Source organism: Rothia sp. HMSC078H08 (assembly GCF_001808955.1).
In the GTDB taxonomy this organism is placed as follows: Bacteria; Actinomycetota; Actinomycetes; order Actinomycetales; family Micrococcaceae; genus Rothia.
This window is the reverse complement of the sequence record NZ_KV795235.1, coordinates 148,944-175,463: the sequence shown is the minus strand read 5'-3', so window position 1 is coordinate 175,463 and position 26,520 is coordinate 148,944. Positions and strand designations below refer to the sequence as shown.

At 59.0% G+C, this 26,520-nt stretch carries 28 protein-coding genes; 9 read left to right on the top strand and 19 right to left on the bottom strand.

Annotated elements, in window-relative coordinates:
- Nucleotides 1-126 precede the first annotated feature (126 nt).
- Both typA and HMPREF2528_RS00760 read right to left on the bottom strand, forming a co-directional pair.
- Entirely contained in the window at nt 127-2,040 is a 1,914-nt protein-coding gene (gene typA, locus HMPREF2528_RS00765; protein ID WP_049347061.1) for a translational GTPase TypA, read from the bottom strand.
- Nucleotides 2,041-2,250: 210 nt separating this feature from the next.
- The gene (locus tag HMPREF2528_RS00760; protein WP_070541550.1) at nt 2,251-3,183 is read right to left on the bottom strand and encodes an NAD(+) diphosphatase; all 933 of its coding nucleotides are present in this window, start codon (nt 3,181-3,183) and stop codon (nt 2,251-2,253) included.
- Nucleotides 3,184-3,312: 129 nt separating this feature from the next.
- On the opposite strand from HMPREF2528_RS00760, the gene pgi reads away from it, so the two are divergent.
- Nucleotides 3,313-4,989, top strand: a complete 1,677-nt coding sequence (pgi, locus tag HMPREF2528_RS00755) for a glucose-6-phosphate isomerase (protein WP_070541547.1) — start codon at nt 3,313-3,315, stop codon at nt 4,987-4,989.
- Between the two features lie 127 nt (nt 4,990-5,116).
- Here pgi and HMPREF2528_RS00750 read toward each other — a convergent pair whose 3' ends face one another.
- The 3 genes from HMPREF2528_RS00750 to HMPREF2528_RS00740 all read right to left on the bottom strand — a co-directional run bounded on the left by HMPREF2528_RS00750 (nt 5,117) and on the right by HMPREF2528_RS00740 (nt 7,147).
- Complete coding sequence (locus tag HMPREF2528_RS00750; RefSeq protein WP_049359043.1) at nt 5,117-5,821, bottom strand: pyroglutamyl-peptidase I; 705 nt, start codon at nt 5,819-5,821, stop codon at nt 5,117-5,119.
- 26 nt (nt 5,822-5,847) lie between these two features.
- Complete coding sequence (locus tag HMPREF2528_RS00745; protein WP_049349363.1) at nt 5,848-6,450, bottom strand: LOG family protein; 603 nt, start codon at nt 6,448-6,450, stop codon at nt 5,848-5,850.
- A 148-nt stretch (nt 6,451-6,598) separates the two neighbouring features.
- On the bottom strand, nt 6,599-7,147 hold the full coding sequence (locus tag HMPREF2528_RS00740; protein ID WP_210397074.1) for an NUDIX hydrolase: 549 nt from the start codon (nt 7,145-7,147) through the stop codon (nt 6,599-6,601).
- 251 nt (nt 7,148-7,398) lie between these two features.
- Between HMPREF2528_RS00740 and HMPREF2528_RS00735 the strand changes: the two genes are divergently transcribed.
- Complete coding sequence (locus HMPREF2528_RS00735; protein ID WP_070541544.1) at nt 7,399-9,123, top strand: hypothetical protein; 1,725 nt, start codon at nt 7,399-7,401, stop codon at nt 9,121-9,123.
- A 132-nt stretch (nt 9,124-9,255) separates the two neighbouring features.
- On the opposite strand, the gene HMPREF2528_RS00730 is transcribed toward HMPREF2528_RS00735, so the two are convergent.
- Nucleotides 9,256-10,749, bottom strand: a complete 1,494-nt coding sequence (locus HMPREF2528_RS00730) for an amino acid permease (protein WP_070541541.1) — start codon at nt 10,747-10,749, stop codon at nt 9,256-9,258.
- Between the two features lie 310 nt (nt 10,750-11,059).
- Nucleotides 11,060-11,572, bottom strand: coding sequence for an OsmC family protein (locus HMPREF2528_RS00725; protein ID WP_210397071.1), 513 nt, complete (start codon nt 11,570-11,572; stop codon nt 11,060-11,062).
- Between the two features lie 222 nt (nt 11,573-11,794).
- Here HMPREF2528_RS00725 and HMPREF2528_RS00720 point away from each other — a divergent pair, with 222 nt between their 5' ends.
- From HMPREF2528_RS00720 to HMPREF2528_RS00710, 3 genes are all read left to right on the top strand, one after another.
- Nucleotides 11,795-12,583, top strand: coding sequence for an AzlC family ABC transporter permease (locus HMPREF2528_RS00720; protein ID WP_070541538.1), 789 nt, complete (start codon nt 11,795-11,797; stop codon nt 12,581-12,583).
- A gap of 453 nt (nt 12,584-13,036) precedes the next feature.
- A complete protein-coding gene (locus HMPREF2528_RS00715) occupies nt 13,037-13,372 on the top strand; it encodes a branched-chain amino acid transporter permease (RefSeq protein ID WP_070541535.1) in 336 nt (111 codons plus the stop codon).
- Between the two features lie 9 nt (nt 13,373-13,381).
- On the top strand, nt 13,382-14,308 hold the full coding sequence (locus tag HMPREF2528_RS00710) for an AzlC family ABC transporter permease (RefSeq protein WP_070541532.1): 927 nt from the start codon (nt 13,382-13,384) through the stop codon (nt 14,306-14,308).
- Between the two features lie 249 nt (nt 14,309-14,557).
- Here HMPREF2528_RS00710 and tpx read toward each other — a convergent pair whose 3' ends face one another.
- Nucleotides 14,558-15,058, bottom strand: a complete 501-nt coding sequence (gene tpx / locus HMPREF2528_RS00705; protein WP_070541529.1) for a thiol peroxidase — start codon at nt 15,056-15,058, stop codon at nt 14,558-14,560.
- 278 nt (nt 15,059-15,336) lie between these two features.
- On the opposite strand from tpx, the gene HMPREF2528_RS00700 reads away from it, so the two are divergent.
- From HMPREF2528_RS00700 to HMPREF2528_RS00690, 3 genes are all read left to right on the top strand, one after another.
- Nucleotides 15,337-16,119 (top strand): LppP/LprE family lipoprotein, encoded by a 783-nt coding sequence (locus HMPREF2528_RS00700; protein ID WP_070541526.1) that lies wholly within the window; start codon nt 15,337-15,339, stop codon nt 16,117-16,119.
- Between the two features lie 464 nt (nt 16,120-16,583).
- Nucleotides 16,584-16,976 (top strand): DoxX family protein, encoded by a 393-nt coding sequence (locus HMPREF2528_RS00695; RefSeq protein ID WP_070541523.1) that lies wholly within the window; start codon nt 16,584-16,586, stop codon nt 16,974-16,976.
- Between the two features lie 199 nt (nt 16,977-17,175).
- A complete protein-coding gene (locus tag HMPREF2528_RS00690) occupies nt 17,176-17,433 on the top strand; it encodes a GlsB/YeaQ/YmgE family stress response membrane protein (RefSeq protein ID WP_044150247.1) in 258 nt (85 codons plus the stop codon).
- A 150-nt stretch (nt 17,434-17,583) separates the two neighbouring features.
- On the opposite strand, the gene HMPREF2528_RS00685 is transcribed toward HMPREF2528_RS00690, so the two are convergent.
- Nucleotides 17,584-17,952, bottom strand: coding sequence for a zinc ribbon domain-containing protein YjdM (locus HMPREF2528_RS00685; RefSeq protein ID WP_049327608.1), 369 nt, complete (start codon nt 17,950-17,952; stop codon nt 17,584-17,586).
- Between the two features lie 339 nt (nt 17,953-18,291).
- On the opposite strand from HMPREF2528_RS00685, the gene HMPREF2528_RS00680 reads away from it, so the two are divergent.
- A complete protein-coding gene (locus HMPREF2528_RS00680; RefSeq protein ID WP_044150246.1) occupies nt 18,292-18,504 on the top strand; it encodes a TOBE domain-containing protein in 213 nt (70 codons plus the stop codon).
- Nucleotides 18,505-18,623: 119 nt separating this feature from the next.
- Here the strand turns inward: HMPREF2528_RS00680 and HMPREF2528_RS00675 are convergent, their stop codons facing one another.
- The 10 genes from HMPREF2528_RS00675 to HMPREF2528_RS00630 form a co-directional block, all read right to left on the bottom strand.
- The gene (locus HMPREF2528_RS00675) at nt 18,624-18,980 is read right to left on the bottom strand and encodes a transcriptional regulator (RefSeq protein WP_070541520.1); all 357 of its coding nucleotides are present in this window, start codon (nt 18,978-18,980) and stop codon (nt 18,624-18,626) included.
- Entirely contained in the window at nt 18,970-19,350 is a 381-nt protein-coding gene (locus tag HMPREF2528_RS00670; RefSeq protein WP_246823832.1) for an Asp23/Gls24 family envelope stress response protein, read from the bottom strand. Before HMPREF2528_RS00670 ends, HMPREF2528_RS00675 begins: the two co-directional genes overlap by 11 nt.
- A gap of 167 nt (nt 19,351-19,517) precedes the next feature.
- Nucleotides 19,518-20,201 (bottom strand): RNA polymerase sigma factor, encoded by a 684-nt coding sequence (locus HMPREF2528_RS00665; RefSeq protein ID WP_210397069.1) that lies wholly within the window; start codon nt 20,199-20,201, stop codon nt 19,518-19,520.
- The gene (locus tag HMPREF2528_RS00660; protein ID WP_239668321.1) at nt 20,164-20,643 is read right to left on the bottom strand and encodes a hypothetical protein; all 480 of its coding nucleotides are present in this window, start codon (nt 20,641-20,643) and stop codon (nt 20,164-20,166) included. Before HMPREF2528_RS00660 ends, HMPREF2528_RS00665 begins: the two co-directional genes overlap by 38 nt.
- 187 nt (nt 20,644-20,830) lie before the next feature.
- Nucleotides 20,831-21,379: a DUF6286 domain-containing protein gene (locus HMPREF2528_RS00655; RefSeq protein ID WP_049358627.1), complete on the bottom strand. Its 549-nt coding sequence runs from the start codon at nt 21,377-21,379 to the stop codon at nt 20,831-20,833.
- A complete protein-coding gene (locus tag HMPREF2528_RS00650; RefSeq protein ID WP_005508463.1) occupies nt 21,376-21,792 on the bottom strand; it encodes an Asp23/Gls24 family envelope stress response protein in 417 nt (138 codons plus the stop codon). Before HMPREF2528_RS00650 ends, HMPREF2528_RS00655 begins: the two co-directional genes overlap by 4 nt.
- Nucleotides 21,793-22,004: 212 nt before the next feature.
- Complete coding sequence (locus tag HMPREF2528_RS00645; RefSeq protein ID WP_005508462.1) at nt 22,005-22,484, bottom strand: Asp23/Gls24 family envelope stress response protein; 480 nt, start codon at nt 22,482-22,484, stop codon at nt 22,005-22,007.
- A 479-nt stretch (nt 22,485-22,963) separates the two neighbouring features.
- On the bottom strand, nt 22,964-24,049 hold the full coding sequence (gene ychF, locus HMPREF2528_RS00640) for a redox-regulated ATPase YchF (protein ID WP_049346490.1): 1,086 nt from the start codon (nt 24,047-24,049) through the stop codon (nt 22,964-22,966).
- Between the two features lie 303 nt (nt 24,050-24,352).
- On the bottom strand, nt 24,353-24,985 hold the full coding sequence (locus HMPREF2528_RS00635) for a response regulator transcription factor (protein ID WP_070541515.1): 633 nt from the start codon (nt 24,983-24,985) through the stop codon (nt 24,353-24,355).
- Between the two features lie 139 nt (nt 24,986-25,124).
- Nucleotides 25,125-26,393 carry a sensor histidine kinase gene (locus tag HMPREF2528_RS00630; RefSeq protein WP_070541512.1) on the bottom strand — a complete coding sequence of 423 codons (1,269 nt, stop codon included), beginning with the start codon at nt 26,391-26,393 and terminating at the stop codon, nt 25,125-25,127.
- Nucleotides 26,394-26,520 lie beyond the last annotated feature (127 nt).

The following is a 26,520-nucleotide window of genomic DNA, read 5'->3' as shown; positions in this document are numbered from 1 at the left end:
CCTCTCCCCCGCCGATATTTTCCGAAGGCGTTCGAGGGTTAAACAGAACCGCCGCCACCTTCCATACAGAAGGTAGCGGCGGCTCTATGCGACAGTTACAACCACTAGGAAGTAACTTCGGCAGTATTAGTCGTTCGCACGGGCGCGGCGGCGGAACTCGCGGACACGCTCGTTGGAATCCAGGATAACCTTGCGGATACGAATCGCCTCGGGGGTCACCTCAACGCACTCGTCTTCACGAGCGAACTCCAGGCACTCTTCCAGGGTCAGCTTCTTCGGCGGGGTCAGGTTTTCGAAGTTGTCCGCGGTCGAAGAACGCATGTTGGTCAGCTTCTTTTCCTTGGTGATGTTAACTTCCATGTCGTCTGCACGGGAGTTCATACCAACGATCATGCCCTCGTACACCTCGGAGGTGGGCTCCACGAAGAAGGTGCCACGCTCCTGCAGGTTGATCATCGCGTAGGGGGTCACCACGCCGGCACGGTCAGCAATCAGCGAACCGTTGGTGCGGTACTCAATGTCGCCAGCCCACGGCTCGTGCTCAATCGAGTAGGAGGAAGAAATACCGGCACCGCGGGTCTCAGTCAGGAACTGGGTACGGAAACCAATCAGACCACGTGCGGGAACAGCGAACTCCATACGGACCCAACCGGTACCGTGGTTCGCCATGTTCTCCATGCGGCCCTTACGTGCAGCCATCAGCTGGGTGACAGCGCCCAGGTACTCCTCGGGCACGTCAATGATCATGTGCTCCATGGGCTCGTAGACCTTGCCGTCGATGGTCTTGGTAACCACCTGGGGCTTACCCACGGTCAGCTCGAAGCCTTCGCGGCGCATCTGCTCCACGAGGATAGCCAGGGCGAGCTCGCCACGACCCTGAACTTCCCACGCGTCCGGACGCTGGGTGGGCAGAACCTTGATGGACACGTTACCAATCAGCTCGCGGTCCAGGCGGTCCTTCACCTGACGTGCGGTGACCTTTGCGCCCTTGACTCGGCCAGCCAGCGGGGAGGTGTTAATACCGATGGTCATGGAGATCGCGGGATCGTCCACCTTAATCAGCGGCAGGGGCTTGGGGTTCTCAGCGTCGGTGAGGGTTTCACCAATGGTGATGTCCTCGATACCAGCCACTGCGACAATCTCGCCGGGACCAGCGGACTCTGCGGGAACGCGCTCGAGAGCCTTAGTCGCCAGCAGCTCGGAGATGCGGACGTTCTTGATTTCACCGTCGTGACGTGCCCACGCAACGGTCTGACCCTTCTTCAGGGTGCCGTTGAAGATACGGACCAGTGCCAGACGACCCAGGAACGGGGAGGAGTCCAGGTTGGTCACGTGTGCCTGCAGAACCTCGTTGGGATCGTAGGTGGGGGCGGGCACGTGCTCGATGATGGTCTTGAACAGCGGCTCAAGGTCGTCGTTGTCGGGCAGCTGGCCGTCTGCGGGCTGGTTCAGGGATGCAGCGCCAGCCTTACCGGATGCGTACACCACCGGAACGTTCAGCACAGCGTCCAGGTCCAGGTCGGGAACCTCGTCCGCCAGGTCGGATGCCAGGCCAAGCAGCAGGTCCATGGACTCGCCAACAACCTCGTCGATACGGGAGTCGGGGCGGTCAACCTTGTTCACCACGAGGATCACGGGCAGCTTAGCAGCCAGTGCCTTACGCAGCACGAAGCGGGTCTGGGGCAGCGGACCTTCGGATGCGTCCACGAGCAGCACAACGCCGTCAACCATGGACAGGCCGCGCTCCACCTCGCCACCGAAGTCGGCGTGGCCGGGGGTGTCAATAACGTTAATGGTGATGGTCTCACCGTTGGCGGAAGGGCCGTTGTAGAACACGGTGGTGTTCTTCGCCAGAATGGTGATGCCCTTTTCCTTTTCGAGGTCGCCGGAGTCCATGACTCGGTCTTCAACATCTGCGTGGGCAGAGAAGGCGTGGGTCTGCTGCAGCATCGCGTCGACGATGGTGGTCTTGCCGTGGTCAACGTGTGCCACGATAGCCACATTGCGAAGGTCGGGGCGCGAAGCGGTGTTTTCAGACATGCGTTAAGTTTCTCGCTTAAATCTAGGGGATAGTCTTGCCAACGGGTGCGCTCTAGACAGCGCAGGGGGTCACAGGGCAGTACCCACAGATAGGTATCTGGTGGTCGTTGCCGGTTTGGGTGTTTGCCGATGGACCCGCTCTGCGATGAGAACGTTTCCGGGCACGCCAAAACGGACCCCCCTCCGTTGGGCTTAGCTACCAGTGTATCACTAGGGCTTTTCTGCGAGCCACTCATCAAGCATGCGGCGGGCGACCGCATTCGTGCCAGGCAGCTCCAGCTTGGCGGGGTCATCCTCGTCGCTGTTGCCGCGCTCCTCCGAAATAGCAATCGCCTCACGCAACTCAGCGGCGGTAAACCAGCGGGCGGCGCGAATCTCACCGTCGTGGTGGATGATGGGTTCGTTCTCATCCACGCGCGCCCGGTAGCAAATCATGAGCGAACGCGGGAAAGGCCACACATCGCTCATACGGTACTCGGTGCTGAGGGCGTGCAGGCCGGTTTCTTCGTAGACTTCGCGGGCGATTGCCTCTTCGAGGTTTTCGCCGGGGTCAACGAATCCGGCGATGAGCGCAAAACGGTTGGGGTGCCACTGGCGGTTGTTTGCCAGCAGTACGCGCTCGCCGTCACGGCTGGTCACCAGCGCCATCACGGCGGGTTCGATACGGGGGAACACCAGCTCGCCGGAGGCGGTGCGGCGGATGCCCTTGGAGCCGAGGGGCGCTTCCTCGCCGCTGTATGCGGAGTAGCGCATGTCGATGAGGTAGTCGCGGCGTGCCAGGGCGGTGGCGTAGTGGGCGCGGCCTTCCGGGTCATCATGGACCGGGTAGTAGCGGAAGCCACTGGCGGAGGCGTGCACCCGAGGGTTGTTCAGGTCGGCGGCGACCTGCGCGAGGGTTTCGTCCTCGCAGTAGAGCACGTGCACCTCTGCCTCACTATTCTTCTGGGCGTCAGCACCGTAGGCGGCGGGGCGAATCACGCTGCGCGCAAGGATAGCGTCTTCGGTCAGCGGCTCGGCAGTACCGATACCGGTCAGGTAGTGCAGGGTTCCGTCATCGCTGAGCAGGGTTTCCCCTTCGCGGGAGATGAGCAGGTGGCGCGGTGCATGAGTATCAGCGGGAGTGTGTTCAGATGAAGAAGTCATGGGGTTTACTCTACATCTTGATACTGCAAGGCCCACAATGACGTGCCAGGTTTCGATTTTTTCGCCGTATCGTTCCATATCACCTTCGAAAGAGATGACAGAGGCACCCGAAAATAAGAGAATGGAACCATGACTACTTCTATTGACCCTACGACCACCTCCGCATGGTCCGCTCTGTCTGCTCATCACAAGTCCCTCACTCCGAACCTGAGCGAATGGTTTGCCGCTGACCCGGAACGCGCGCAGAAGTTCAGCTTCACCGCCGACGAACTGCACGTCGACCTGTCCAAGAACCTGATTACCTCCGAAACCGTTGAGCTGCTGCTCAAGCTCGCTGAAGAGGTCAAGCTGGAGCAGGCTCGCGAGGCAATGTTCTCCGGTGAGCACATTAACGTCACCGAGGACCGCGCCGTACTGCACACCGCGCTGCGCCGCCCCGAGGGTTACACCCCGGCACTGATCGTTGACGGCCAGGACGTAGACGCAGACGTTCACGCCGTGCTGAAGAAGATTTACGCATTCGCTGAGCGCGTGCGCAACGGCGAGTGGACCGGCATCACCGGCAAGCGCATCGAGACCGTCGTGAACATCGGTATCGGTGGCTCTGACCTGGGCCCGGTCATGGTGTACGAGGCTCTCAAGCCCTACGCAGATGCAGGTATCACCGCACGTTTCATCTCCAACATTGACCCGACCGATGTGGCTGAGAAGGTCTCCGACCTGGACCCCGAGACCACCCTGTTCATCGTCGCATCCAAGACTTTCGGCACCCTCGAAACCCTCACCAACGCACGCGTGGCACGCGAGTGGCTGCTGTCCGCACTGGCTGAGGCTGGCGCTCTGGAAGGCAAGGAAGCATCCGAGGCTGTGGCTAAGCACTTCGTGGCTGTCTCCACCGCACTCGACAAGGTTGCAGCATTCGGCATTGACCCCGAGAACGCCTTCGGCTTCTGGGACTGGGTTGGCGGCCGCTACTCCGTAGACTCCGCAATCGGCACCTCCCTGGCTATTGTTTTCGGCCCGAAGGTTTTCGCTGAATTCCTCGCTGGCTTCCACGCAATGGATGAGCACTTCCGCACCGCTCCCCTGGCGCAGAACGTCCCCGTTCTGATGGGTCTGCTGAACATCTGGAACGTGAACTTCCTGGGTGCAGAGACCCACGCGGTTCTGCCCTATGACCAGTACCTGCACCGCTTCCCCGCATACCTGCAGCAGCTGACCATGGAGTCCAACGGCAAGTCCGTTCGCGCAGACGGCTCCTTCGTCAACTACGCAACCGGTGAAGTGTTCTGGGGCGAGCCCGGCACCAACGGCCAGCACGCCTTCTACCAGCTGATTCACCAGGGCACCCGCCTGATTCCCGCGGACTTCCTGGCCTTCGCCAACCCGGTCCACCCGACCAAGGACGGCGAGCAGGACGTTCACGAGCTGTTCCTGGCTAACTTCTTCGCACAGTCTCAGGCTCTGGCGTTCGGCAAGACCGAGGAAGAGGTTCGCGCAGAGGGCACCGCGGAGCACGTGGTCAACGCACGTATCTTCAGCGGCAACCGCCCCTCCACCTCCATCATGGCACCGCGCCTGACCCCGCGCGTTCTGGGCTCCCTGATTGCCCTGTACGAGCACATCACCTTCGTTCAGGGTGTTGTGTGGGGCATCGATTCCTTCGACCAGTGGGGTGTTGAGCTGGGCAAGAAGCTGGCCCTGGACCTGGTTCCCGCTATTGAGGGTGACCGCGAGGTTCTGGAGCGTCAGGATTCTTCGACCGCCTCGCTGATTGACTACTACCTGAAGAACCGCACCAAGTAGTAGTTCGAACCTATCCCCGAGGGTTTTATAGCCTGCGGGTATAGGATGCAAAACCGCCGGATAGGCTCCCAGTTAGGGAGGCTATCCGGCGGTTTTGTTATAGGGGTTCTAGCTCAGTACCGTGCTGCTAGTTCACGGCGGGCAGGGTGTCGGAGGCAACCTCAGCAATAATGCGCACCACGGTGGATTCGGGTAGCTGCGGGATGCCCTGCTCGTCACGCACCACGCCACCGGCGTCACGGTGAGCGGTCAGTTCTACACCCTCGGTCGCATTTTCACCGTCAGCGCGGGTTGCGGGCACATGCACGAACCCGGCGGGGATGCTCAGCCCCAGCTCGCGGCTGATGCGCTGGCCCTCGTAGAACACGTGGTTGCACACGTAGGTTCCGGCGGTGTACGAAATCTCGACCGGCTCCCCCGCCACACGCAGGCGCTCAAAGCTGGCGCGCACCGGCAGGGAGGAGAAGTACGCCTCCTGACCACCCGGAGCGATCGGCTCATCGCAGCGCTGGTCGCCGTCGTTATCTTCAATACCGGCGGAGTCCAGGTTGATAGCGACCTGCTCGAGGCTGACCACGTCGCGGCCAACCGCCACACCCAGGCTGATGAGCGCGTCGGGCTGCACATCCTGCAGGGCGGCGCGCAGGGCGGTGCTGGAACCGTCGTAGCTAACGGGCAGCTCGCGGGTGATGACATTCAAATCCGGGCGCATCCGGGTCAGCAGACGCTGAGCACCTTCGGCGAGCGCTACGGTAGGGTTCACCGGCACGCCGGGGAACGGGCCGAAGTAGGTCAGCAGCAGGGTGCGTGCCTGATTGGGGGTGGTTGCCATAGTCGTTCTCGTTTTCTGCGTTGGTTTTATTCGGCAGTGTTCTTTTCGGCGGCGTTCTTTTCGGCGGCGCGGCGCTCCAGGTCCTTGGCAAGCGCCTCCAGCAACTCTTCGGGGGTGGTGGCGATGATGAGCTCGTCCAGGTAGCGTTCGTTGAGCAGGCCGGTGGACGCCATGTAGTGCATGGCGTCGATGAGCTTGTCCCAGTAGCCGTTGACGTTCAGCAGGGCAACCGGCTTGGAGTGAATATCGAGGAACTGCCAGCTGAAAACTTCAAAGAACTCTTCGAGGGTGCCGGGGCCGCCGGGCATGGCGACGAAAGCGTCGGCCTTCTCAATCATGGCGATTTTGCGCTGGTGCATGGTGTCCACAATGTCGAGGGTGGTCTGGCCGGGGTAGACGCCCTCCAGACCGACCAGCTTGTGGGTGACCACGCCGTAGACCACGCCGCCGGCATCCAGGGTCGCGCCCGCGACGGTGCCCATCAGGCCGGTGCGGCCGCCGCCGTAGACCACGCCAATATTGTTCCGAGCGCAGAGGGTGCCGAGCTCGCGGGCGCGCTCGGTGAAGAGCGGGTCGTTGCCGGAGCGTGCACCGCAGTAGACGGCAAGGTTGTAGTCAGTCTTCTTCATGGTTCTCCTTGGGGTGTATGAGGGTTTCCGGGGTGGAGCGCCTCTATGCGTTCTACCCACGATAGATGTTTCTGTGTTGAGGGTACCGGATGCACCTGTGTACCTCATGTGTGCGCCCGCCAGTTCAGGGGCACGTTGGGCTCGGCGGTTACGGTAGCGGGGTGCGCGCCAGTAGCGGGAAAATCTGCTCGGTATTCAGGGGTGCCTGCAATGCAGAATCGGAGGGGCTGCTCATGGCGGGGTTGACCCAGCGCAGCTCAGCGATTTCTGCCTGCGGCACCAGAGAAGCCAATAGCTCGTGTTGTTCGTCAGTGGGTGCGTATTCGTAGGTTTCGGCGCGTACCGTAAAGCCTTCCTCGTTCAGTGCCGCCGCCTCTAGGAGTCCGCGGTGGTGCATCCGGGCGGGGTCGGGGGTGAGCCCAATTTCTTCGTTCACTTCGCGGCAGGCGGTCTGTAGCGGGGTCTCCCCCGGTTCGGGTTTGCCACCGGGCATCATGAACCCGTCGCTGCCCTGCTTGCGCACGGTGAGTACGAGCCCGTCCCGGTTGCGGATTGCTACAGCGCACACGTTCACGACGCGGTGCGTGCTGTCGATGGCGCTGTGCTCAGTAGCGCTGTGCTCAGTAGCGTTGGGTTCGGCGGGCGGGGCGGGCGGGGCTGCTTCTACTCGGTTCTGCGGGTTCTTCTGCGTGGGCATCTTTCTACCCTAGCATTTCCGTATCCTCCAGCCGGCGCTGTGCGTGTTTGTCTTATTCATCCGCCCTATTGTGCGCCCTGTAGGCATTGGTTTTACGTAATATTTCGGCGAGTTATCTTATGTCCGGTTCATGCGTATAGGTGCGTGTTACGGTGTAATTAACCGCGATGTCGCGGTACCGTATACGCACTCGACTTGGCGCGATACAGGAAGAGTGCGGATCACTCAATCACCCATGTAGAAGGAACTTCATGATGGCTAACTCTTCTCGTTCCCGCCGCTACGGTAGCGCCGGCGCTTCTGTTCTTCTTGCCGCATCCTTGAGCTTGTGCGCTCTGCCTTCTGTTGCAACGGCTAATACCCCGAATCCGGATAACCCGCCGGTTATTACGGTCTACAACTACAAGGTTGAGACCAATACCCGTCAGCTGAAGACCGCCCTGCGTCTGAACAAGATTACGTTCAAGGCGTCGAAACTGCCCGCGAAAACTACCGCTTTCGCCCCGGCATTGCACGAGGCAAACCATAGGGGTTTCCCGTTTCTGAACCCGATTCAGACGGTGCGCGTTGAGGGCCCGTTCAAGGATGGCACGGCGACTGCGACCCATTACGTTCCCGGTAGCCTGATTGACCCGGCGAAGAACTACAGCTTCGTCGCTAATATCATCGTTGATGGTTACGGGGGCGGTCAGGTTCTGCGCATGGACGTTGTGAAGGATAGTGCCGCACCGGTTCTTCAGGTGGATTCACCGCGTTTGAACACCAAGGGTGAGACTGTGTTGAAGGTGCGCGGTACCGGCTACACCGGTGAGGCGACCCCGCACGGTGTGCGCGTGGTGGTGTCTGATACAAACGTGTGGGTTCCCGGCCGTTTTCCCCAGCAGGGTATGCGTTTCGTGGCTGAGGTGACCGTACCTGCTTCGCAGATTCACAACGGTGTCTTTGAGACGGAGGTGAAGGTTCCGGCGGATGTTGCGGCGACACTGAATACCTCCCACAAGTACATTGCGGGCACCATGGCTGCTGGCGTTGAGGGTGCCGAGTACGGTTCGTTTGATGCCCAGAAGCCTCTTGAGCTTTTCGCGCAGGAGCCCGTGGTGTCGGCGGTTCCGACCTACGCCCCGACTGTGGCGCCCCTGCCCGAGGCAACCGTCGGTGTGAACCCCACTGACGCACCCACCGTAGCGCCCCTGCCCGAGGCAACCGTGGGCGTAAACCCGACCGACGCACCGACTGTGGCTCCCCTGCCCGAGGCAACCGTCGGAGTGAACCCGACCGATGCGCCCGCCGTGGCACCCCTGCCCGAAGCAACCGTCGGAGTGAACCCGACCGATGCGCCCACCGTGGCACCCCTGCCCGAAGCAACCATTGGCGTAAACCCGACCGACGCACCGACCGTAGCGCCCCTGCCGGAAGCAACCGTCGGAGTGAACCCCACTGACGCACCCACCGTGGCACCCCTGCCCGAAGCAACCGTGGGTGTGAACCCCACCGACGCACCGACCGTAGCGCCCCTGCCGGAAGCAACCGTAGGCGTGAATCCCACTGATGCCCCGACGGTTCCCGCTCTGCCGGAAGCAACCGTGGGCGTGAACCCCACCGATGCGCCGACCGTCCCGGCACTGCCTGAAGCTCCGATGCCTGCAGATAAGGCACCTGCTGACAAGGTTCCCGCGGCAGATCAGGCGCCGGTTGCCGATAAGACCCCCAACGCTGACAAGCTGGAGGACGCAACCGTGGCGCATCCCAAGAGTAAGCCAGCTCAGAGTAAGCCAGCTCAGGAGGCTCCGGTGACCGCCGCCCGCTCGGCTCAGGACACGCTGGCAAAGGACAGCCTTGCTAAGGAGAGCAACCGCAAGAAGGCTACCCTGGCGAGCACCGGTGCATCCAGCGTTGGTGTGATTGTTGGCATTGGTGTTGTTGCAATCTGTGCGGGTCTTGGTCTGAGCGTTCTGCGCTCGCGCCGCCACTCCTAAGAGCTACAGGGCGCACAGCCTAGCTCTCCCGTGCGGAATAAACTGCAGATAGCAAAGAGCCGCCGGCTCCCCTCAGTTAGGGGAACCGGCGGCTCTTCACGTATCAGCTCATTCAATCAGCTGGCGTTCGTGTTACTTCGAGGCCTTAACATCAATGCCGCTCACGTCAATCTGATCCAGCGGAATCAGGCGGTCACGAGTGACCACGCGGTGCACCAGCCAGACCGCGATAATCACGGGCAGACCAATGTAGGAGCTGAGCACACCAGCCCAGTCACCGCTCAGGAACGCCTCGTAGTTCTGGCCACCAATAACAACCAGGCACATGAGGAAGGCGATAATCGGGCCTGCAGGGAAGAACGGCGCCACGTAGGGCAGGTCCTTCAGGCTGTTACCCTGCTTCAGGTATGCGCGGCGGAAACGGTAGTGCGCCACGGCGATACCCACCCAGGTGATGAAGCCAGCCAGACCGGACACGTTCACCAGCCACAGGTACGCACCATCGGGGGAGAGCAGTGCGGCGATGAAGCCGACCGCGCCGATTGCTGCGGTTGCCAGCAGTGCGTTCATGGGCACACCACCGGAGTTGATGCGGGTGAACATCTTCGGCGCCTTACCCTCCTGCGCGAGCGCGAAGAGCATACGAGCCGAAACGTACAGGCCCGAGTTACCCGCAGAAAGCACTGCGGAGAGAATCACGGCGTTCATGATGGCTGCCGCGAAGGCGATACCCGCACGCTCAAAGATGAGGGTGAACGGGGAGATATTGATGTTGCCGTCCGCTGCGGTGAGCAGGTTCGGGTCGGAGTAAGGAATCAGGAAGCCGATGACGACCATCGCACCGATGTAGAAGAGCATGATGCGCCAGAACACGCTGGTCAGTGCGCGGGGCACGTCGCGGCGGGGGTTCTCAGATTCGCCGGCAGCCACACCAATCATTTCGGTGCCCTGAAAGGAGAAGCCTGCCACCATGAAGATGGCGAGTACGGCGGGTGCGCCGCCGACGAAGGGTGCCTCACCGACGGTCCAGTTGGAGACGCCCGGGGAACTACCGCCCAGGATGCCGAAGATCATGGCGATACCTGCGATGAGGAAGACGACCACGGTAACGACCTTGATGGTGGCGAGCCAGAATTCGCTTTCACCGTAGGAGCGTGCCGAGAGGGCGTTGATGCCGGTCAGCAGCACGAGGAATCCTGCCGCCCACACCCAGGATGGGATGTCCGGGAACCAGTACCTCATCACCTCGCCGACGGCGACGAGTTCGGCGGCGACGGTAATCGCCCAGTTGAACCAGTAGTTCCAGCCCATGGCGAAGCCGAAGGACGGGGACACGTAGCGCGCGGCGTAGGTCTGGAAGGCGCCGGGCACGGGCAGGTGCGCGGCCATCTCGCCGAGGGACTGCATGAGGAAGAGCACCATGACGCCGATGAGGGCGTAGGCGAGGATTGCGCCACCGGGGCCCGCGGTGGAGATGGTCTTACCGGAGGCGACGAAGAGGCCGGTGCCGATTGCGCCGCCGATTGCGATCATCTGCATGTGTCGGGCGGAGAGGCCTCGCTTCAGTTCACCCTCTGCGGGGGTGGCTTCCGATGCAGTGCCGGAAGTCTCTGTAGGCTGTGCCATGTCAGGTCTTCTTTCTGAGGCTATTGCTTCGTGCGTTTGCTAGGGGGATTGTGTGCTGTCCAGTCTATCCCTGCAGTCGATGCGGCTGCCGAAGGTTTGTGCCTGGGTCAAGAAATTCTTCAATCTTAAGGATTTCTTACGTACCGTAAGTTTTCCTAATCTGAGGGTCAATCCTACCCGCTTTCCGGGCTCTTTTCCACCCCAAACCCACAAAAACACAGAAAAACCCTCCCGAGCCGCTCCATCACGAGCGGCACGGGAGGGCCTCAAGTCAGGCTATCTCTCCGGGCGTTTAGTCCGTCTAGCCTTTCTAGTTCGCCAGGTTGTGGAAAGAAACGTTCGTGGGGTGCTCCACGGTGCGGGAGACGGTGCAGTCCTTCTGCTCGCTGAGCTGAATCAGGCGGTCCACCATCTTCTGGGCCTTGGCGCCCTGCTCATCCTCGGGGAATCGCACATCAAAGTCCACCTCAACGTCGTCGAGGCGCACCGCGCCGTCTTCGGTCTGCTTCAGCGCCGAGGCGAGCACCTCGAACACCTCGGGGGTGGAGCGGCGAGAGGTGCCCGCGTCCACATCCACGGAGGAGCAACCGGCAATAGCGGCGAGTAGCAGCTCGACGGGGGTCAGCAGACCCTCACCCACACCGAAGTCGAGGGTTGCGCCGTTGGCACCGTGGGCACGGTAGCGCAGGCGGTCGATGCGCTCAATCTTGGTCTGGCGGTAGTTGTCGAGTTCGCGGCGTTCCTGCTGGCGCGAGTACACCTTCTTCTGCTCTTCTGCAGTCTGCGCGGTGTTGTTCTGCTCAGCGTTGTTCTGTTCAGCCATTGAGGTTCCTTTCGAGTTGTCTGCACGGTCGCTAGGTTATTCAGCGCCGCGTTGTTTAGTGTCATTCACTATAAGCGTGTTTCTCATATTTTATTCCCGGACTCTTTTTCTCGACGGACATCTAAGCGCTCCTATACACTGGAAAACCGCGGTGGAGCTTCGAAGCCGCTCGCGCACACAGCAAATTTTTTGAAGAGCACAACATACACAAGGAACTCTTTTATGGCACAGACCCCCGGCACTGGGCGTACGAGCACGCAGAATGATTTCCGCTTGGCTGTTGCGGATTCTTCCGTGGTGATGCTCGGTATCGCTGTGCTGGGCTTGGGTTTGGGTATTATCCTCAATGCGCACGGTCTGCCGATCTGGACTGCGCCGCTGCTATCTGCCCTAGTTTTTGCCGGTTCGGTGGAGTTTTTGATGGTGGGCATGGTCAGTGGTGGCGCGCCTCTGGCGTCGATTGCGTTGACGGTGTTCCTGGTGAATGCGCGCCATCTGGTGTACGGTCTTTCCTACCCGTTGCATAGTGTGAAGGGTTTCTGGGCTAAGGCTCTGGCGATTCACACTCTTTGCGATGAGGCGTTTGCACTTAACTCCGGTCCCGATCGTAATGAGCGTTCGGGGGCGCGCATTCTGTGGGTGAACGTGCTGATTTACGTGTCGTGGGTTCTGAGCGTAATTCTCGGGTATGTGCTGGGCGCGAGTTTCCTCAGTAACCTGAAGGGCGTGGATTTTGTGATGACGGCACTCTTCACGGTGCTTGCCATGGACGGTTACCGCGCTAACCCGGATCGTGTGGCAGCATTATTTGTGGCAATTTCTGCCGCGGTAGCCCTAATTTTTGCGCCGTCCTCGTTCCTGGTGGTGGCGTTGGGTTCGTATGTGGTGCTACTGTTGGTGCGCTTCCCGGTAGCGAAGCGCCGCAGCACCCTGCCGCATCGTACCGTGTATGGAGAAGCAGCTGAGAGTGGCACCACTACCGCTGATGCGCCCGCTTCCACACAACGATAAGAACGTTACATATGTGCTCAAAACCCGCTAGGATAGATGAAGAGCACCGCTCTCCCCTCTTTCTATTTCTAGGATTCGAAAGACGCCTCCACGTGCGAACCTGCACGGAGGCTCCCAGAGGTGAAGGTACCCATGACTCAGATGAAAGACACCGCTAAGGAAACTAGCGACGCAGAACGCTGTGCCGCCCCGGAGTAACACCGCACCGGGAGCGGCACCACCCGAGGTCATGCAGAGATGTAGTCTCTGCCCGGAAGGAATACCCCTCCGCCTCACTATTCGCGGCTTTCATCAACTCACGTACCTACCGCACTACTTAGCGCCTTCTCTATGAGTGGGCTCTCCCTACCCTTTTCGCGGATGCTTTCAGGGCTTCACCCGCGTGCCTCGTTCAGGGTTCTTTCACTCTTTCAGGGTTCTTTCGCTGAGTATGTGCAGAAAGAGATAAACCTCATGAACAGTGAAGTAACCACCGGATATATTCTTGCTGCGGTGTTCGTTGCTGCTGGCATTACTTTTCTGTTGCGTCTGCTCCCCTTCGGTCTGAAAAAGGCTCTGGCTGGCTCCGAACTATTGGATGCGCTCAGCCACTGGATTCCGCTCGGCGCGGTCGCGCTACTTGCCATCTATGCGGTGGCGAAGATTAATTACTCCTCGTTCGCTACGGCGGCGCCGTACCTGGCGGGCCTGGTGGTGACCGTGGGGGTGCACCTGTGGCGTAAGAATATGGTGCTGAGCATGGTGGCGGGTACCGTCACCTGCGTTGTGCTGGCTAACTGGGTTTTCTAGGGGGTCATGATGAGCATCTCTAAGAATTCTGCTTCTTCTCAGCCCGCGCCTCAGCAGGCAACCCAGCAGCAGGTGGAGCAGGTCATTGCTTCTGCGCTTCCGCTAACCGGCATGATTCCCGTGGTGGATGCTCCCGCCTCCCCCGATGCACAGGGGCCTCAGCAGCCGCGCGAGAGCGGCTTCGCCGAGGCGATGCGCGTTGCCGGTGTGATTATGCTGGGCCTGTTCTTTGTCGGCATTGGTCTGGGCGTGCTGGTGCACAGTTACGGTCTGCCGTTCTGGGTGGCGCCCCTGCTGCCGCTCCTGGTGTTTGCCGGTTCGGTGGAGTTCGTGCTGATTGACATGATCTCGAATCATGCGTCGCTGTTCTCTATTGCAGTGATGACTCTGCTCATTAATTCCCGCCACCTCATGTACGGCCTGTCCTACCCGATTGAGCGGGTGCGTGGTTGGTTGGCGAAGTTCTACACCGTGTACACGCTCATCGATGAGGCGTACGCGCTGAACACCGGACCGGACCGCCATAAGCTCCGTGCCTCCCGCATCCTGTGGATTCATGCGGGTCTGCATCTGAGCGTCCTAGCGAGCGCTACGCTCGGTTATGTACTGGGTGCAAGCTTCTTGAGTGAGCTCAAGGGCGTGGATTTTGTGATGACTGCGCTTTTTGCGGTGCTCGCTATCGATGCTTATCAGAGTTCAAAAGACCATACCACTGCGGCTATTGCAGGTGTGTCTGCGACGGTTGGTTTGTTGGTGGCGCCGCAGTCAATGCTGCTGATTTCGATGGTGGTGTACATTCTGCTGCTGGTGTCGCGTTTTGTGGTGGCTAAGCGCCGAGGCACCCTGCCGGAGCATATGCTGGTCGCGGATGAGGACCCCGCCGAAACTGCCGAAACCTCCGGCGCTCCCGGTCATCCCGGCGACTCTGCACACTAAGTCTGGATTGCGCGCTAAGTCTGGATATAGTAAAGCGCCCCGCCCACCCGAAATACCGGGTGGGCGGGGCGTTATGCTGTCGCCAGCCGCATGTGTGGGTGAACCTTAGATCATGCGCTGTAGACGTTCAGTATCTGCTGTGCTGTGTACCGCCAGGTGTCCCTGACGGAAGTACTATGCGGGTGCCGGGCTTACGTCCGGTCCCGTACTAAGCTTACTTGATAGCTACTAGTTGATAGCTATTAGGGCTTACTTGATAGCTGCCAGGGCTGCTTCGTAGTTGGGCTCGTTGGTGGTTTCGGGAACCAGCTCGGTGTAGACAACCTCACCGTCGGGGTTCACGACGACCACGGAGCGTGCCAGCAGACCCGCCAGGGGGCCGTCAATCAGCTTCACGCCGAAGTCCTCACCGAAGGAGGAGCGGAAAGCGGAGGAGGTGACGACGTTTTCAATGCCCTCGGCTGCGCAGAAGCGGCCGATTGCGAAGGGCAGGTCGTTGGAGACGCACAGCACGACGGTGTTCTCCAGGCCTGCAGCCTGCTTGTTGAAAGTGCGGACGCTGGTTGCGCAAACACTGGTGTCGACGGAGGGGAAGATGTTCAGCACCAGGTTCTTACCTGCGAAATCTGCGGAGGAAATCTCGGAGAGATCAGCCGCGAGAACCGAGAATTCGGGCAGCTTTGCGCCGACTGCGGGCAGGTCACCGTTGGTGTGGATTACGAGTTCGTTATGTAGAGTTACTTCAGCCATGCCTTCATTGTCCCCCGGATAGGGCGGGTGTGCAAGGGGACACAGGCACTAGCGGGCAGAGTTTCCGCATAGCTGATTTTCTGCTACGTTGCTTCACTTCTTCTGGCCCTGCTGTAGCGGCTGTCTAGCGGTAATCCTGGTCTGTGACTCTACGGTAACGAACGGCACTGACTGCACGCACCGCGTGCTCGCCTCTTTTTCCCTATACTGGACGAGTTCACACTATTCACTTCTTGACCAGCACCGATGCGCGTTGCCGCGCATCTTCAGGAGTATTCATGTCTTCTAATCGCCGCCGTTTCACCGGCCGTACCGCTTTGGCTCTACCTGCGTTGGGCGCCGCTCTAGCTCTTGTTGTCACTTCCTGCTCGGCAAGCACTGATTCTGCTGTTTCGGGTACCGTGGTGTCTTCTTCTGGTAGCGCTTCTGCCTCCGCGAGCGCGACCTCCACTCAGGCACTGTTCCCGACCCCGTCGGCGAGCCCGAGTGCATCCGCGAGCGCTACCCCGAGTGCTTCGTCGCCTGCTCCGGTGCCGTCGGTGGTGACGATTACGGTTCATGCTGAGCCGACCGCATCCGAGTCGAAGTCGGATTCCAAGTCTGAGGCTAAGTCTGAGTCTAAGAAGGATTCCACCTGCGCGTCTGATTCTGCATCGACCGTGGTGTCTAAGGCTCTGCGCGAGCTGAAGAATAAGAGCAAGTGGGATCAGTGGACGAACGTTTCGCGCACGTACGAGGGTTACGACCCCTGTGCTGAGCTGTCGTGGATTGACGCGATTCCGGGTTCTTCCCCGTCTTCGTGTTGCACCGCGGCGATGGTGCACCACATTCTGCTGTTCCACCGCGGCAAGTTCATTGGTACCGCAACCTATGAGCCGTACTCGTTCTCTCCGGTGATTACCCGCACCTCGGACAGCTCGATTCGTGTGACCTACCGTTACATGAAGGAAGACGAAGCTCCCGCTAGCGCGAGTGGTAGCACGACTGCTGAGTTCACTTGGAATCCGGCAAAGAACCAAGTCGATATGGAAGGCACCCCTCCTCCGAGTTATAACTCTTAAGCACGTCAGCTAAGCTATTCGGCTCATAGGTTGCGTGCCTATGCCTCTTACCTCGTGCATACGAGAAACCCGCCGCCTCGCATATGGTGCATATGTGAGACGGCGGGTTTTCCGTTGCTTAAGGATATGTAGAGTGCCCGAGGGCTAGCTATTTAGGCAACGAACTTCTTGTAGCCGAAGTATGCAGCGCCTGCCAGGATAGCGATGAACAGAATCTTCTTCATGATGTACTCCTTTGATTGTTCTGAAGGGCACCCGGTGTTTTACTCCGTCTGGCGACTCACCTGAAGGTGAGGGCAGGCGGGGTGTCATCCGCACGTGGTGCCGTTGCTCCCTATCTTACCTGCTTTTGAACAACGTTTTCTGTTTGACGTGCCTAGTCCGCATTTTAGACATTCAAACACGCAGCGGTTCAGCGTACCCTGAGCCAAGGAATACGCCTCTGACGGGCGCATAATGGGAGCATGAGTATTTTTAAGAAGAAAGAGTACAGCGCTGAGCGCTCGGCTACTCGCATGGCTCGCGCCCTCGCTGTGATGGGTGCGCTGCACTTCATCATCCCGGATCCCTTCGACTCGATTGTGCCGAAGTACCTGCCGGGTCCTCCCCACGCGTACACTCACGGTTCGGGTGTAGCTGAGCTAGGCACCGCTGCCCTGCTGGCTAATGATAAGACCCGCCGTGCTGGTGGCCTGCTTGCTGCTCTGCTGTTTGTTGCGGTGTTCCCCGCGAACATTCAGATGGCTCTGGATGCACGTAACCAGTCCACTCAGCGTAAGGCTATTGCGTACGGTCGCCTGCCCCTGCAGCTGCCGCTGATTTGTAGCGCTCTGAAGATTTGGCGCAAGTCGAAGTAGTCAATACATTCACCATTCGATACATTCGACACTCATCTCATTGACGAGAAAAGCACCTTAGCGTTTTAGAGATAAAACACTAAGGTGCTTTTAGCTTAATAAAAGCTCTTATAAGCTCTTTTTACATCACATTTACGTATAATTGAAAATAACATACTATCTGCCACAGTGGCAGATATATAAACCCAAGGAGATTACAATGGGTACTTTTATTGGCACCATTATTACCGGCGCAATTATTGGTGCACTTGCACGCTTCTTTATGCGAGGCCGCCAGAACATTTCGATTCTTTGGACCATTATCTGCGGTGCTGTCGGCGCAGCTATCGGTACCTGGGCAGCGACCCAGCTGGGTGTTGCAGACACTAGCGGCATTGACTGGATCCGCTGGATTATCTCAATTATTGCTGCAATGCTGACCATTTCCCTGTACATGGGCTTGACCGGTAAAAAGTAAAGAGATATTTTTCAGTTTCTTTTAAAACCTAAGCAATTTTTATAAAGCAAAAGGCGGCACCTCCCCTAGCGTGAGCTAGTGCGGGAGGTGCCGCCTTTTCTGCGCCTCGCAGGAGGCGTTTTGTGTATTCTTGGCTTATATCGCCTTGGCTTATGCCTTCTTCACCACGGAGGACTTCAGGTACATCTGGCCTGCGCCGGGGACCTTCGCCTCGATATCGTGGCCATTGACGGGGGATTCGAGCAGGCGGATGCCGCGCACCTTGGTGCCCGCCTTGATGTCTGCGCCGCCCTTGACCTTCAGGCCCTTGACGATGGTGACGGAGTCGCCGTCGACGAGCTCGTTACCGACGGAGTCGAGAACCTTGGAGCCTGCTTCTTCTTCGGTTTCACCGGCTGCGGTGCGTTCCCATTCGTGGCCGCACATGGGGCATGCCCAGAGTTCACCCATTTCGTAGGTGTAGTTTTCGTTGCATTCAGGGCAGGCGGGTGCTTCGATTTCGTTGAGATTTTCGCTCATGGTTCCTTCTTCGATCTGTGCGGATGGGCCGCTCCCCTACGGTGTGTGGCTGCGGCGTGTGGGCGCGCGTCAGCCAGGCAAGGGGTGCGACGGTGGAGGGTGCGAGGGTTCTCGCGTTCGTGCTGACTATACCATTTGGCGGGTGTGAACCGCATGTGCGGGGCTGGTTTTTGCCGGTCTTTTGGGGTGGGTGCGGGGCGTGGGTGAAACCGAAAATAAAATTTGCCTGGTTTGTGCGTAATATTTACGAAAATTCGGGTTTTTGCTCATTATGCAGAAGATAAGGCGTGTAAAGTATCTAGAGCATTTGTACGTTTATTGAGTGAAAGGCACGGCTTCATGAAGCTTTCTGCACGTAACCAGTTCGCTGGCAAGGTTGTTGAGATCACCGAGGGTGCAACCAACGGCATCGTTAAGATTGAGATCGCTCCCGAGGTTATTATCTCCGCGTCCATCACCAACGAGTCCATTAAGGAACTGGGCCTGAAGGTTGGCGAGACCGCTTACGCAGTCATCAAGGCTTCCAACGTTATGGTTGGTGCTGACCACTAATCCCGGTCGATAAGACTTAACACCCTACGGCTGCCTGTTGTGGCGCGCGAGGGTTAATAGGGCGGAGCCCCGCACTGTGTGTACAGTGCGGGGCTCCGCTGCTTTCTGAGGTAGACCCCCTACAGGAGGGACTGGATCCTCACCCTAACCTGCGGGGTATTGTCGTCATTGCTACTGGTTGAGTCTAAGGTTTGAGAGTTTGAATGTTCTTCATCGTGTTGCTGCGCTTGAGACAGCGAACGAATGACAGTCTCTTGGATATCTCGTACGATATCTTTGACCGGCCTGGATCCATCAATGCCGACCTCAATAGTAGCTTGGCGCGAGTCTGATTCAACGATTACGCCAAATCGGGCCTGCGGCACGCGGCTACCGATTACTTTCAGGGTGCTACCCAGCCCAGGTTCGATTCCTCGTACTCCGGGAATGGCAGTGACCAGCCGAAGTAGCTCGGCGGCAGAGAAGTTAGTCGTCATGATGAATATCCTCGATATGTACGTTGACTGTCGGGGAGACTCCCAGGTTCTTATCGCAGGCTTCGCGGACGGCTGCGCGGACTTGCTGGGCCAGTTGCGGTAGGCTTTCAACGGCACCGTGAGCCGAGATTCGGCAGGATACAACCTTCGGAACGCCCAGACCGCGATGCTCTTCGATTGAAGGTGCGTGCTCAAAAGAAGAACGCAAGGAACGTGCACCGGGTACTGAGTCTACAGCGCGGCGAATAAGAGCCCTCAACGAAAACTCAGACATGCTGTAGGGACCCAAATCCGTATCGGGCATTTCCACCTGAGCACCGTGACGAGTCTCAGCGATAATAGCGTCCATTATGGAGCGGGGCCGCGGCATAACCGAGATACTTCCCATAGCCTCTAGCCGGTCCCATTCCTCGTGGAGGGAGGCGATGAGACTCAGATATTCCTGGGTGTCCGCGTCGTCCTGCTCGTGCGAGTGCAAGAGTGATTTTGCCGACGCTGCTGAGCGTCGTACCTTATTTGAGAGGTTTTCGGCGTTACTCAAGCCCACTCCTTCATCAGGCGTATGACGAGAGAACGGGCTCGTGCCAGCCTCCCACGGACGGTCGAAACTGTCAGATTCAGTGTCTTGGCAATCTCTTCGTATGACATCTCATCGATTTCTCGAAGAATCCATACTATACGCAGTTCAGGTTCCACGGAAGCCAAAAGATCGGCAAGGGCCTGAATCTGCGCATTAACTTCGCTGGAATCAGCCGGGTCAGCGGTGCTGCTCGACGTCATCTTAGCCGCAACGCTCACACCTTCGAGCCCTTCTGCGTCATAAGGATCCGTGGCACGACGCTGACGCTTACGCACCATACTAGTAGCTTTATTAGTGCAAATCTGCATAATCCAGCCACGAAAAGCTGCCGGTTCCCGAACTAGGTGAAGGCTACGCCAAGCCTGGACGAGGGTATCCTGAACAATATCCTCGCTGTCCTGACGGTTCCGAACAATCATATATGCAGAGCGGAAAAGACGCCCTTGATAACGCTCAACAAGCTTCTCAAAGGCGTCAATGTCTCCGTCCTGAGCACGCAGGACAAGGTATCGGTCCTCGTCCTGCGTTGCTTCAGACAAAGCGCTCAACTGCGCGGTGGGGTACTGATGGGATTGAGGTTTTGGCGCCACCTCGCTCTGAGGGTTATGCGCCAATGCTCTCTCCCGTGATTTCGGGTGCATGATGGCCAGTTACAGATTCGGAGACATTACGCGACTTCGAGGAACGATCCAGCCGTACTAGAACGTCAATCTGCTTGGGGCTTGCGCCGAAAGATACTGCCACATCATTATTAAGTCGGTTCTTGAGTTCAGCAATAGCCCACTCAACCTCACACCCCTGAGAGACAGTAGCCTCTGCCTGAACCCACAGGCTCTTCGGGGAGCCAGTAACCCAGACAGCGCACTTTTCCACACCAGGGACTTCCTGAGCACGCTCAGTCAAAGCCTGCGCCAGAACCTCAGGTGCCAAAGTAGCCATCAGCACACCCTCAGAACCACTAAACTTCAAAGGGGAGGCAGCAGCTTTACGGGGAACCTGTGCAACCAGCATGAACAAGCCGACAACGACAATAAGTACTGATACCAGTGCTACTACAGGCAGGAACCACGGCGTGTGTACCATGGGTCCGATAAAGCTAGCTACCGGGTCCTGTGCAGAGGCCAGGAAAGGTGCAATTTCCGGCCAAGCCTGACCAGCATTGAGACCCGAAGCTAAAAGCCAAAAGGACACTACTACAAGGAGAAGCCCAAAGGTGGCTAGGACAGTTCTGTTCAAAACACCAGAAACTGAACGCATATTCGTATCTCCTTTAGCTAATATGCTTAATCCGCACGCGACTACGTGCAATACCCACGGGTGCGAGCATCTTTAGAACTTCGTCGGTCTTCTTCCGTGCAGCTTCACGCACGGGGCCGAGGTCGTCCAAGACGCTATGGACAACAACGTCTACGCGGGAGCCGTTAGCGGTAACGATAGCGGAGTGGACGCCGTCAATCTGCTCAACCTGGGTCTGAATGAGGTTAGCCAAGTCTCGGCGCTTTGCGACAGTCTGACCGGGAATATCGTCGGGGAAAATTTCTATACGATCCGGGACTCCAGGCAACACAGCGCCAATGATCATAGCCAGACCGCACACCGCCAGGATGATGGCGAAGATAATAGCCGTGACGGAGCCAAGAGCGGTAGAACCAATAGCGGTGAGGGTACCCACCATAGACTCGGGCCAGGCACCGTTCACCATTCGGTGAACCGCAAGCCAAACCACCAGTCCCCCCAGTGCAAGCAAAACCAGAGCCAACAGGATGCTAGGGATGCTTCGCGAGGGACGACGAATTAGTTTCGGAACAGGTGTACTCATTTAAGGCTCTTCCTAACGTGGCTGCTCGGATTGAGCCAGGATATCTCGATGTTAATCTTGCCCACGCTAAGCCCCGTGAGGTACTCAACGCGGTTACGCACGTGTGCGCGCAGATTTTCGAGGATGGGGGACAAAGGTGCGGGGAAGACCAGTCCGATGTCCAGGTGCAGGACTGCTACCTGGCCGTAGAGTTCACACTGGGCTTCAGGGCGCGAGTCGAAGTTGTGGCGGGTACCAATTCCCAGTACGCCTCCAGCATTTGAGCCAACGTTGGCGCTTTCATTTGCAGCCTCAGCTGCAATCTTTGCAACGAGTCGCGCGGGGATGGTTGTGGTGCCGCGGTGCTCCCAGGAAGAACGTTCTTCCTGGGAAGCACTTAGCTGCATGTTTGCACGCTGGTTCGCGGTCACCATCGTCACTTCTTTCGCCCGTCCAGGAGGCTTCGGACATCGACCCGGCCCTCCAGGCAGAGGCCTACGGCCCATCCGGCAAAGCCACACAGGGCCACCAGAACGAACGTTCCGAAAGAACCGAAGGCAAGAACGGCTCCAAGGAACAGGCCCACCAGGAGGGCCAGGTGCGTTGTCTTCATAAGAACTCCTTAGATTAAGGCGTTGGATGCGGGTTACTTGAGGTCGGTGTCCTCGGACTTGTTAGAGTCGTCCTCGGGCAGGTGAACGTCGGTAACGTTGATGTTGACCTCAACAACCTCGAGACCGGTGGTGCCCTCAATCTGCTCGATAACGTTGCGACGAATTGCGTCGGCAACCTCGACGATGGAGACACCGTACTCGACGACTACGGTAACCTCGACAGCTGCCTGGGTCTCACCCTTCTGGACGCTAATGCCGCCAGCAACGTTGGTCTGAGCGTTGGGGATACGGTCGGTCACTGCGTTGAACGCACGGCGGACAGCGTTGCCCATGTCGTAGACGCCGGGGATTTCACGAGCTGCCATGCCAGCAATCTTTGCGACGACGCTCTCATCAATGGTGGTAACACCGTGCTCGGTCTGGAGGGGGCCGCGGGGTTCTTTGGTCTCTTCAGCCTTGTTCTCGTTGTGCTCGCGCTGCTTTGCGGTCTGGGGGATAGCGTTGTTGCTCATTTGGAGCCTCTTTCGTAAAAATCCGAGATGGTTAATAACGGTTATGCACGATGCAGTAAGCAATGTAGTCAAGGTGCCCTCGGTGGCATCCACGATCAGCTTTCTTCATTGACTGATCTGACTGGTTTTGCTGCCCGTCATGTTTGCCGTGCTAATAGTTAGACGCTACCAACTGCGGTTTCGTCATAGCTTTATTTTATGCAGTGCATCACATAACTCAAAAAATGGTCTTCTTGTGCGCGTAACAATCCATCACAAACATATAGATAGGTAGCGCACCATTGCCGTATATCCCGCCAGATAAGAGTTACCGCAACACCACAGACGACCACTTCGGAAGACAGCTTTCTATCTTGTCATCCTATAGATTCAAGCAAGAAGATAGCCCAATCAGACTCTTCAGAAGAAGCCAACAAAGATAAAGCGGAGCCCCGCACTGTACACACAGCGCGGGGCTCCACTTTTTATGTTTTTATCGCTTAGACGTTGAAGCGGAACTCGACCACGTCGCCGTCCTGCATGATGTAGTCCTTGCCCTCCATACGGACCTTACCGCGAGCCTTCGCCTCCGCCATGGAGCCAGCCTCGTCCAGGTCCTTGAAAGACACAACCTCAGCCTTAATGAAGCCGCGCTCAAAATCAGAGTGAATCACGCCAGCAGCCTGCGGCGCAGTATCACCCTTATAAATAGTCCAGGCGCGAGCCTCCTTCGGGCCAGCAGTCAGGTAAGTCTGCAGGCCCAGAGTCGAGAAGCCCACGCGAGCCAGCTGGTCCAGGCCGGACTCATCCTGACCATTCATCTCCAGCATCTCGCGAGCCTCCTCCTCAGACAGCTCCACCAGATCAGCCTCCAGCTTCGCATCCAAGAACACAGCCTCAGCCGGCGCCACCATGTCACGCAGCTCCTGCTGCTTCTCCTCAGACGCCAGAATGCCCTCATCCGCGTTGAACACGTAAATGAACGGCTTAGCAGTCAGCAGGTTCAGCTCCTTCAAGTGAGCCAGCTCCAGCTTCGCGTCCTTCGCACGAGAAATGATGGTGTCACCATCCTCCAGGATCTTCTGCGCGGTCTTATAAGTCTCCAGCTGAGCGGCGTCACCCTTCTTAATCTTCACAGCCTTCTCCAGACGCGGAATAGCGTTCTCCAGAGTCTGCAGGTCAGCCAGAATCAGCTCGGTATTGATAGTCTCCATATCGGACGCGGGGTCGACCTTGCCGTCCACGTGAATGACGTCCGGGTCATCAAACGCACGCACCACCTGGGCAATAGCGTGCGCTTCACGAATGTTCGCGAGGAACTTGTTACCCAGACCCTCACCCTCAGAAGCGCCCTTCACAATACCCGCAATATCAACGAACGAAACAGTCGCAGGCAGAATACGCTCCGAACCAAAAATCTCAGCCAGACGGTTCAGACGCGCATCCGGCAGGCTCACCACGCCCACGTTCGGGTCAATGGTCGCGAACGGGTAGTTAGCCGCCAGCACGGTGTTGCCGGTCAGAGCGTTGAACAGGGTGGACTTGCCCACGTTAGGCAGGCCAACAATGCCGATAGTTAGAGCCACAAGTTTTCCTTCGAATCATGTGCCCCGCCAAACACTCAGGATGCGCCGCGTAAGTGATGCGGCGGGTGCGGGCGGGCACAGGGCGAAAATGGTGCCCGCTTCCAAGCGCGACACCGCCAGTCTCAAGAAGAAACGGGTGCGGGGCGCCTGCGGGCATAGACACTACCATTCTACCGTGTTCGCGCAGGAGCCGCCCCGAGTGCAGGATAGGCACCGGTTAGGAGAAAGTGAAGGCGAAAAAACTGAGGCGAGGAAGCACCGCCGCCCCCCGGGGTCAATGAGAAAGAGATGAGAAGCAGGGGGTTAGAGCCAGCCGTTCTCCGTGGCGACGCGCACCGCATCCTGACGAGTCGACGCACCCGTCTTCGCCATCGCCGCCGACAGGTAGTTGCGCACCGTACCCGAGGAGAGAAAAAGCTCCGAGGCAATCTGCTGAGCCGTACCACCCGACGCCGCCTGCCGAAGAACCTGCGCCTCACGCTCCGTCAACGGAGAAGCACCCGTCACCAAAGAATCCGCCGCCAACGACGGATCCACCACGCGCAACCCCGCGTGCACGCGGCGAATCGCCTCTGCCAACTGGCGAGCACCCGTATCCTTCACCACGAAACCGCTCGCGCCGGCCTCCAGGGCGCGGCGCACGTACCCGGGGCGACCAAACGTCGTCACAATCAGCGTACGCACCGGCTCACCCGACTCGCTCAGCGCGCCCGCGTCGCGAATCGCGGCGGCCGCCTCAATGCCGTCGGTCAGCAGGGCGCCGGGCATCTGCACATCCAGGAGAACCACGTCCGGCTTCAACAGGGCGACCGCGCCCAGCACCTCATCACCATTACCGACCTGACCCACAATCTGCAGGTCAACCTCCAAACCCAGCAGGGCGGCAAGAGCCTCACGGATGAGCTGCTGATCGTCAGCGAGCAGAACACGAATCATGGGAGCCTCCCAAGGGGCGAAGACGGGGTGATAACGGCGGGCGGAACAACCGCGTGAGGTTGTCTACCACCACCATACAGGGGCGGGTAGCTCCCCCGTCCAGGACGCGGCGACAAGTTCCACAATCTACAGCAACTATTTACAGCAGTGAGGTGTCACCGTCCATGCTCACACGGATGCGCGTGCCCACCCCACCGCCAGGGTTCTCCGCCAGCCATTGCTCGGGCGCCGGCTCAATCACCACGCTACCGCCAGACGCCGCCACACGCTGAGCCATACCCGTCAGACCGTTACCGCGCGCATCGCCCACACCCACGCCGTTATCGAGGATGTCCAGACCGGTTGCGCTCAGACGCACCCGCGCCGTGTTCGCGCCCGAGTGGCGCACCATATTCGTGACCGCCTCACGCAGAACCCAGGAGAACAGCTTCGCGTTCACGCCAGCCACCGCGAGCGCGCTCTGCGCCTCCGGCAGTTCGGCGCGAATACCGGCAGTCTGCAGGGCACGACCCGCACCCTCAATCTCACCCGAGAAATCGGGCACGCGCAGGCGCGTCACGGTTGAGCGAACCTCCGCCAGGGATGCGCGCGACAGCTGCGCGATTGCCTCCATCTCGGCGCCGGCGCGGGCGGGGTCAATCTCCAGCAGTCGCTGGGCCAGCTCTGCCTTGAGGGTGATGACGGTCAGGGAGTGACCCAGCACGTCGTGCACATCGCGGGCGATCTCTTCACGTTCCTCAGAGAGCGCCAGGGAGGCACGCGCTACATCCGCGCGTTCACCCAGCTCAATCAGGTAGGAGAAGCCCAGCATACCCACCATCGGCGCACCGATAAAGAGGGAAATACCGCTGTGTGCGGTGACGTCAAAGCTGGTACCCACCATAAAAATTAGCCAGCAGACCAGGGCAATCGTCGCCGCTACACCCAAGCGCAGGCGGTACGGGGCGATTGTGCCAAAAATCCAGAACGCCACAAAGTACATGCTGAACGACAAGAACACCATATACGCCGATTCCAGCCGCAGCGCCGTCAGGCCAGCCACAGGCAGCGCCATCAGTAGCGTCCAGATGACGCTTCGACGCACCGTGGAGGCGACCGGCACCAGCCACGGCACCGCGTACGCCGAGCAGTTCACCACCGCGAACAGTGCCACCAGCGCCACACCGGCCCAGCGCACCGGCCCCAACTCCGGGGTGGTGAGGAAGCTGTCCAGCGGCATGAGCAGAAACACCAGCCACGGGGCGCTAAAGCCCAGCGCCAGCCAGTTCACGTTGCCGCGGCGTTCACGGTAGAGGAAGCGGAAGCGGTGCTTGCCCAGGGTGCGCTTCGCGGCGGAGGGTGCCGCCTCGTTCTCCGTGTGGGGGTGTTCGTTCTCGTAGGAATGGGTGTGGGTGTGGGTTTCGGTCATGGTTCTAGCCTAACGTGCGGGTGCCGCGGGTGCAGATACCACCGGTACGGCGGTGTCAGTAGGGGCTGTGTTAGTAGATGCAGTGTGAGTGGATACGGCTTCCGCCGCAGCCTCGGGAGCCCCTGAT

What these genes read in the sequence shown, in the direction of transcription:
- typA (WP_049347061.1), bottom strand. Translation starts at nt 2,040, where the DNA reads ATGTCTGAAAACACCGCTTCGCGCCCCGACCTTCGCAATGTGGCTATC.
- HMPREF2528_RS00760 (WP_070541550.1), bottom strand. Translation starts at nt 3,183, where the DNA reads ATGACTTCTTCATCTGAACACACTCCCGCTGATACTCATGCACCGCGC.
- pgi (WP_070541547.1), top strand. Translation starts at nt 3,313, where the DNA reads ATGACTACTTCTATTGACCCTACGACCACCTCCGCATGGTCCGCTCTG.
- HMPREF2528_RS00750 (WP_049359043.1), bottom strand. Translation starts at nt 5,821, where the DNA reads ATGGCAACCACCCCCAATCAGGCACGCACCCTGCTGCTGACCTACTTC.
- HMPREF2528_RS00745 (WP_049349363.1), bottom strand. Translation starts at nt 6,450, where the DNA reads ATGAAGAAGACTGACTACAACCTTGCCGTCTACTGCGGTGCACGCTCC.
- HMPREF2528_RS00740 (WP_210397074.1), bottom strand. Translation starts at nt 7,147, where the DNA reads ATGCCCACGCAGAAGAACCCGCAGAACCGAGTAGAAGCAGCCCCGCCC.
- HMPREF2528_RS00735 (WP_070541544.1), top strand. Translation starts at nt 7,399, where the DNA reads ATGATGGCTAACTCTTCTCGTTCCCGCCGCTACGGTAGCGCCGGCGCT.
- HMPREF2528_RS00730 (WP_070541541.1), bottom strand. Translation starts at nt 10,749, where the DNA reads ATGGCACAGCCTACAGAGACTTCCGGCACTGCATCGGAAGCCACCCCC.
- HMPREF2528_RS00725 (WP_210397071.1), bottom strand. Translation starts at nt 11,572, where the DNA reads ATGGCTGAACAGAACAACGCTGAGCAGAACAACACCGCGCAGACTGCA.
- HMPREF2528_RS00720 (WP_070541538.1), top strand. Translation starts at nt 11,795, where the DNA reads ATGGCACAGACCCCCGGCACTGGGCGTACGAGCACGCAGAATGATTTC.
- HMPREF2528_RS00715 (WP_070541535.1), top strand. Translation starts at nt 13,037, where the DNA reads ATGAACAGTGAAGTAACCACCGGATATATTCTTGCTGCGGTGTTCGTT.
- HMPREF2528_RS00710 (WP_070541532.1), top strand. Translation starts at nt 13,382, where the DNA reads ATGAGCATCTCTAAGAATTCTGCTTCTTCTCAGCCCGCGCCTCAGCAG.
- tpx (WP_070541529.1), bottom strand. Translation starts at nt 15,058, where the DNA reads ATGGCTGAAGTAACTCTACATAACGAACTCGTAATCCACACCAACGGT.
- HMPREF2528_RS00700 (WP_070541526.1), top strand. Translation starts at nt 15,337, where the DNA reads ATGTCTTCTAATCGCCGCCGTTTCACCGGCCGTACCGCTTTGGCTCTA.
- HMPREF2528_RS00695 (WP_070541523.1), top strand. Translation starts at nt 16,584, where the DNA reads ATGAGTATTTTTAAGAAGAAAGAGTACAGCGCTGAGCGCTCGGCTACT.
- HMPREF2528_RS00690 (WP_044150247.1), top strand. Translation starts at nt 17,176, where the DNA reads ATGGGTACTTTTATTGGCACCATTATTACCGGCGCAATTATTGGTGCA.
- HMPREF2528_RS00685 (WP_049327608.1), bottom strand. Translation starts at nt 17,952, where the DNA reads ATGAGCGAAAATCTCAACGAAATCGAAGCACCCGCCTGCCCTGAATGC.
- HMPREF2528_RS00680 (WP_044150246.1), top strand. Translation starts at nt 18,292, where the DNA reads ATGAAGCTTTCTGCACGTAACCAGTTCGCTGGCAAGGTTGTTGAGATC.
- HMPREF2528_RS00675 (WP_070541520.1), bottom strand. Translation starts at nt 18,980, where the DNA reads ATGACGACTAACTTCTCTGCCGCCGAGCTACTTCGGCTGGTCACTGCC.
- HMPREF2528_RS00670 (WP_246823832.1), bottom strand. Translation starts at nt 19,350, where the DNA reads ATGCCGCGGCCCCGCTCCATAATGGACGCTATTATCGCTGAGACTCGT.
- HMPREF2528_RS00665 (WP_210397069.1), bottom strand. Translation starts at nt 20,201, where the DNA reads ATGCACCCGAAATCACGGGAGAGAGCATTGGCGCATAACCCTCAGAGC.
- HMPREF2528_RS00660 (WP_239668321.1), bottom strand. Translation starts at nt 20,643, where the DNA reads ATGGTACACACGCCGTGGTTCCTGCCTGTAGTAGCACTGGTATCAGTA.
- HMPREF2528_RS00655 (WP_049358627.1), bottom strand. Translation starts at nt 21,379, where the DNA reads ATGAGTACACCTGTTCCGAAACTAATTCGTCGTCCCTCGCGAAGCATC.
- HMPREF2528_RS00650 (WP_005508463.1), bottom strand. Translation starts at nt 21,792, where the DNA reads ATGGTGACCGCGAACCAGCGTGCAAACATGCAGCTAAGTGCTTCCCAG.
- HMPREF2528_RS00645 (WP_005508462.1), bottom strand. Translation starts at nt 22,484, where the DNA reads ATGAGCAACAACGCTATCCCCCAGACCGCAAAGCAGCGCGAGCACAAC.
- HMPREF2528_RS00635 (WP_070541515.1), bottom strand. Translation starts at nt 24,985, where the DNA reads ATGATTCGTGTTCTGCTCGCTGACGATCAGCAGCTCATCCGTGAGGCT.
- HMPREF2528_RS00630 (WP_070541512.1), bottom strand. Translation starts at nt 26,393, where the DNA reads ATGACCGAAACCCACACCCACACCCATTCCTACGAGAACGAACACCCC.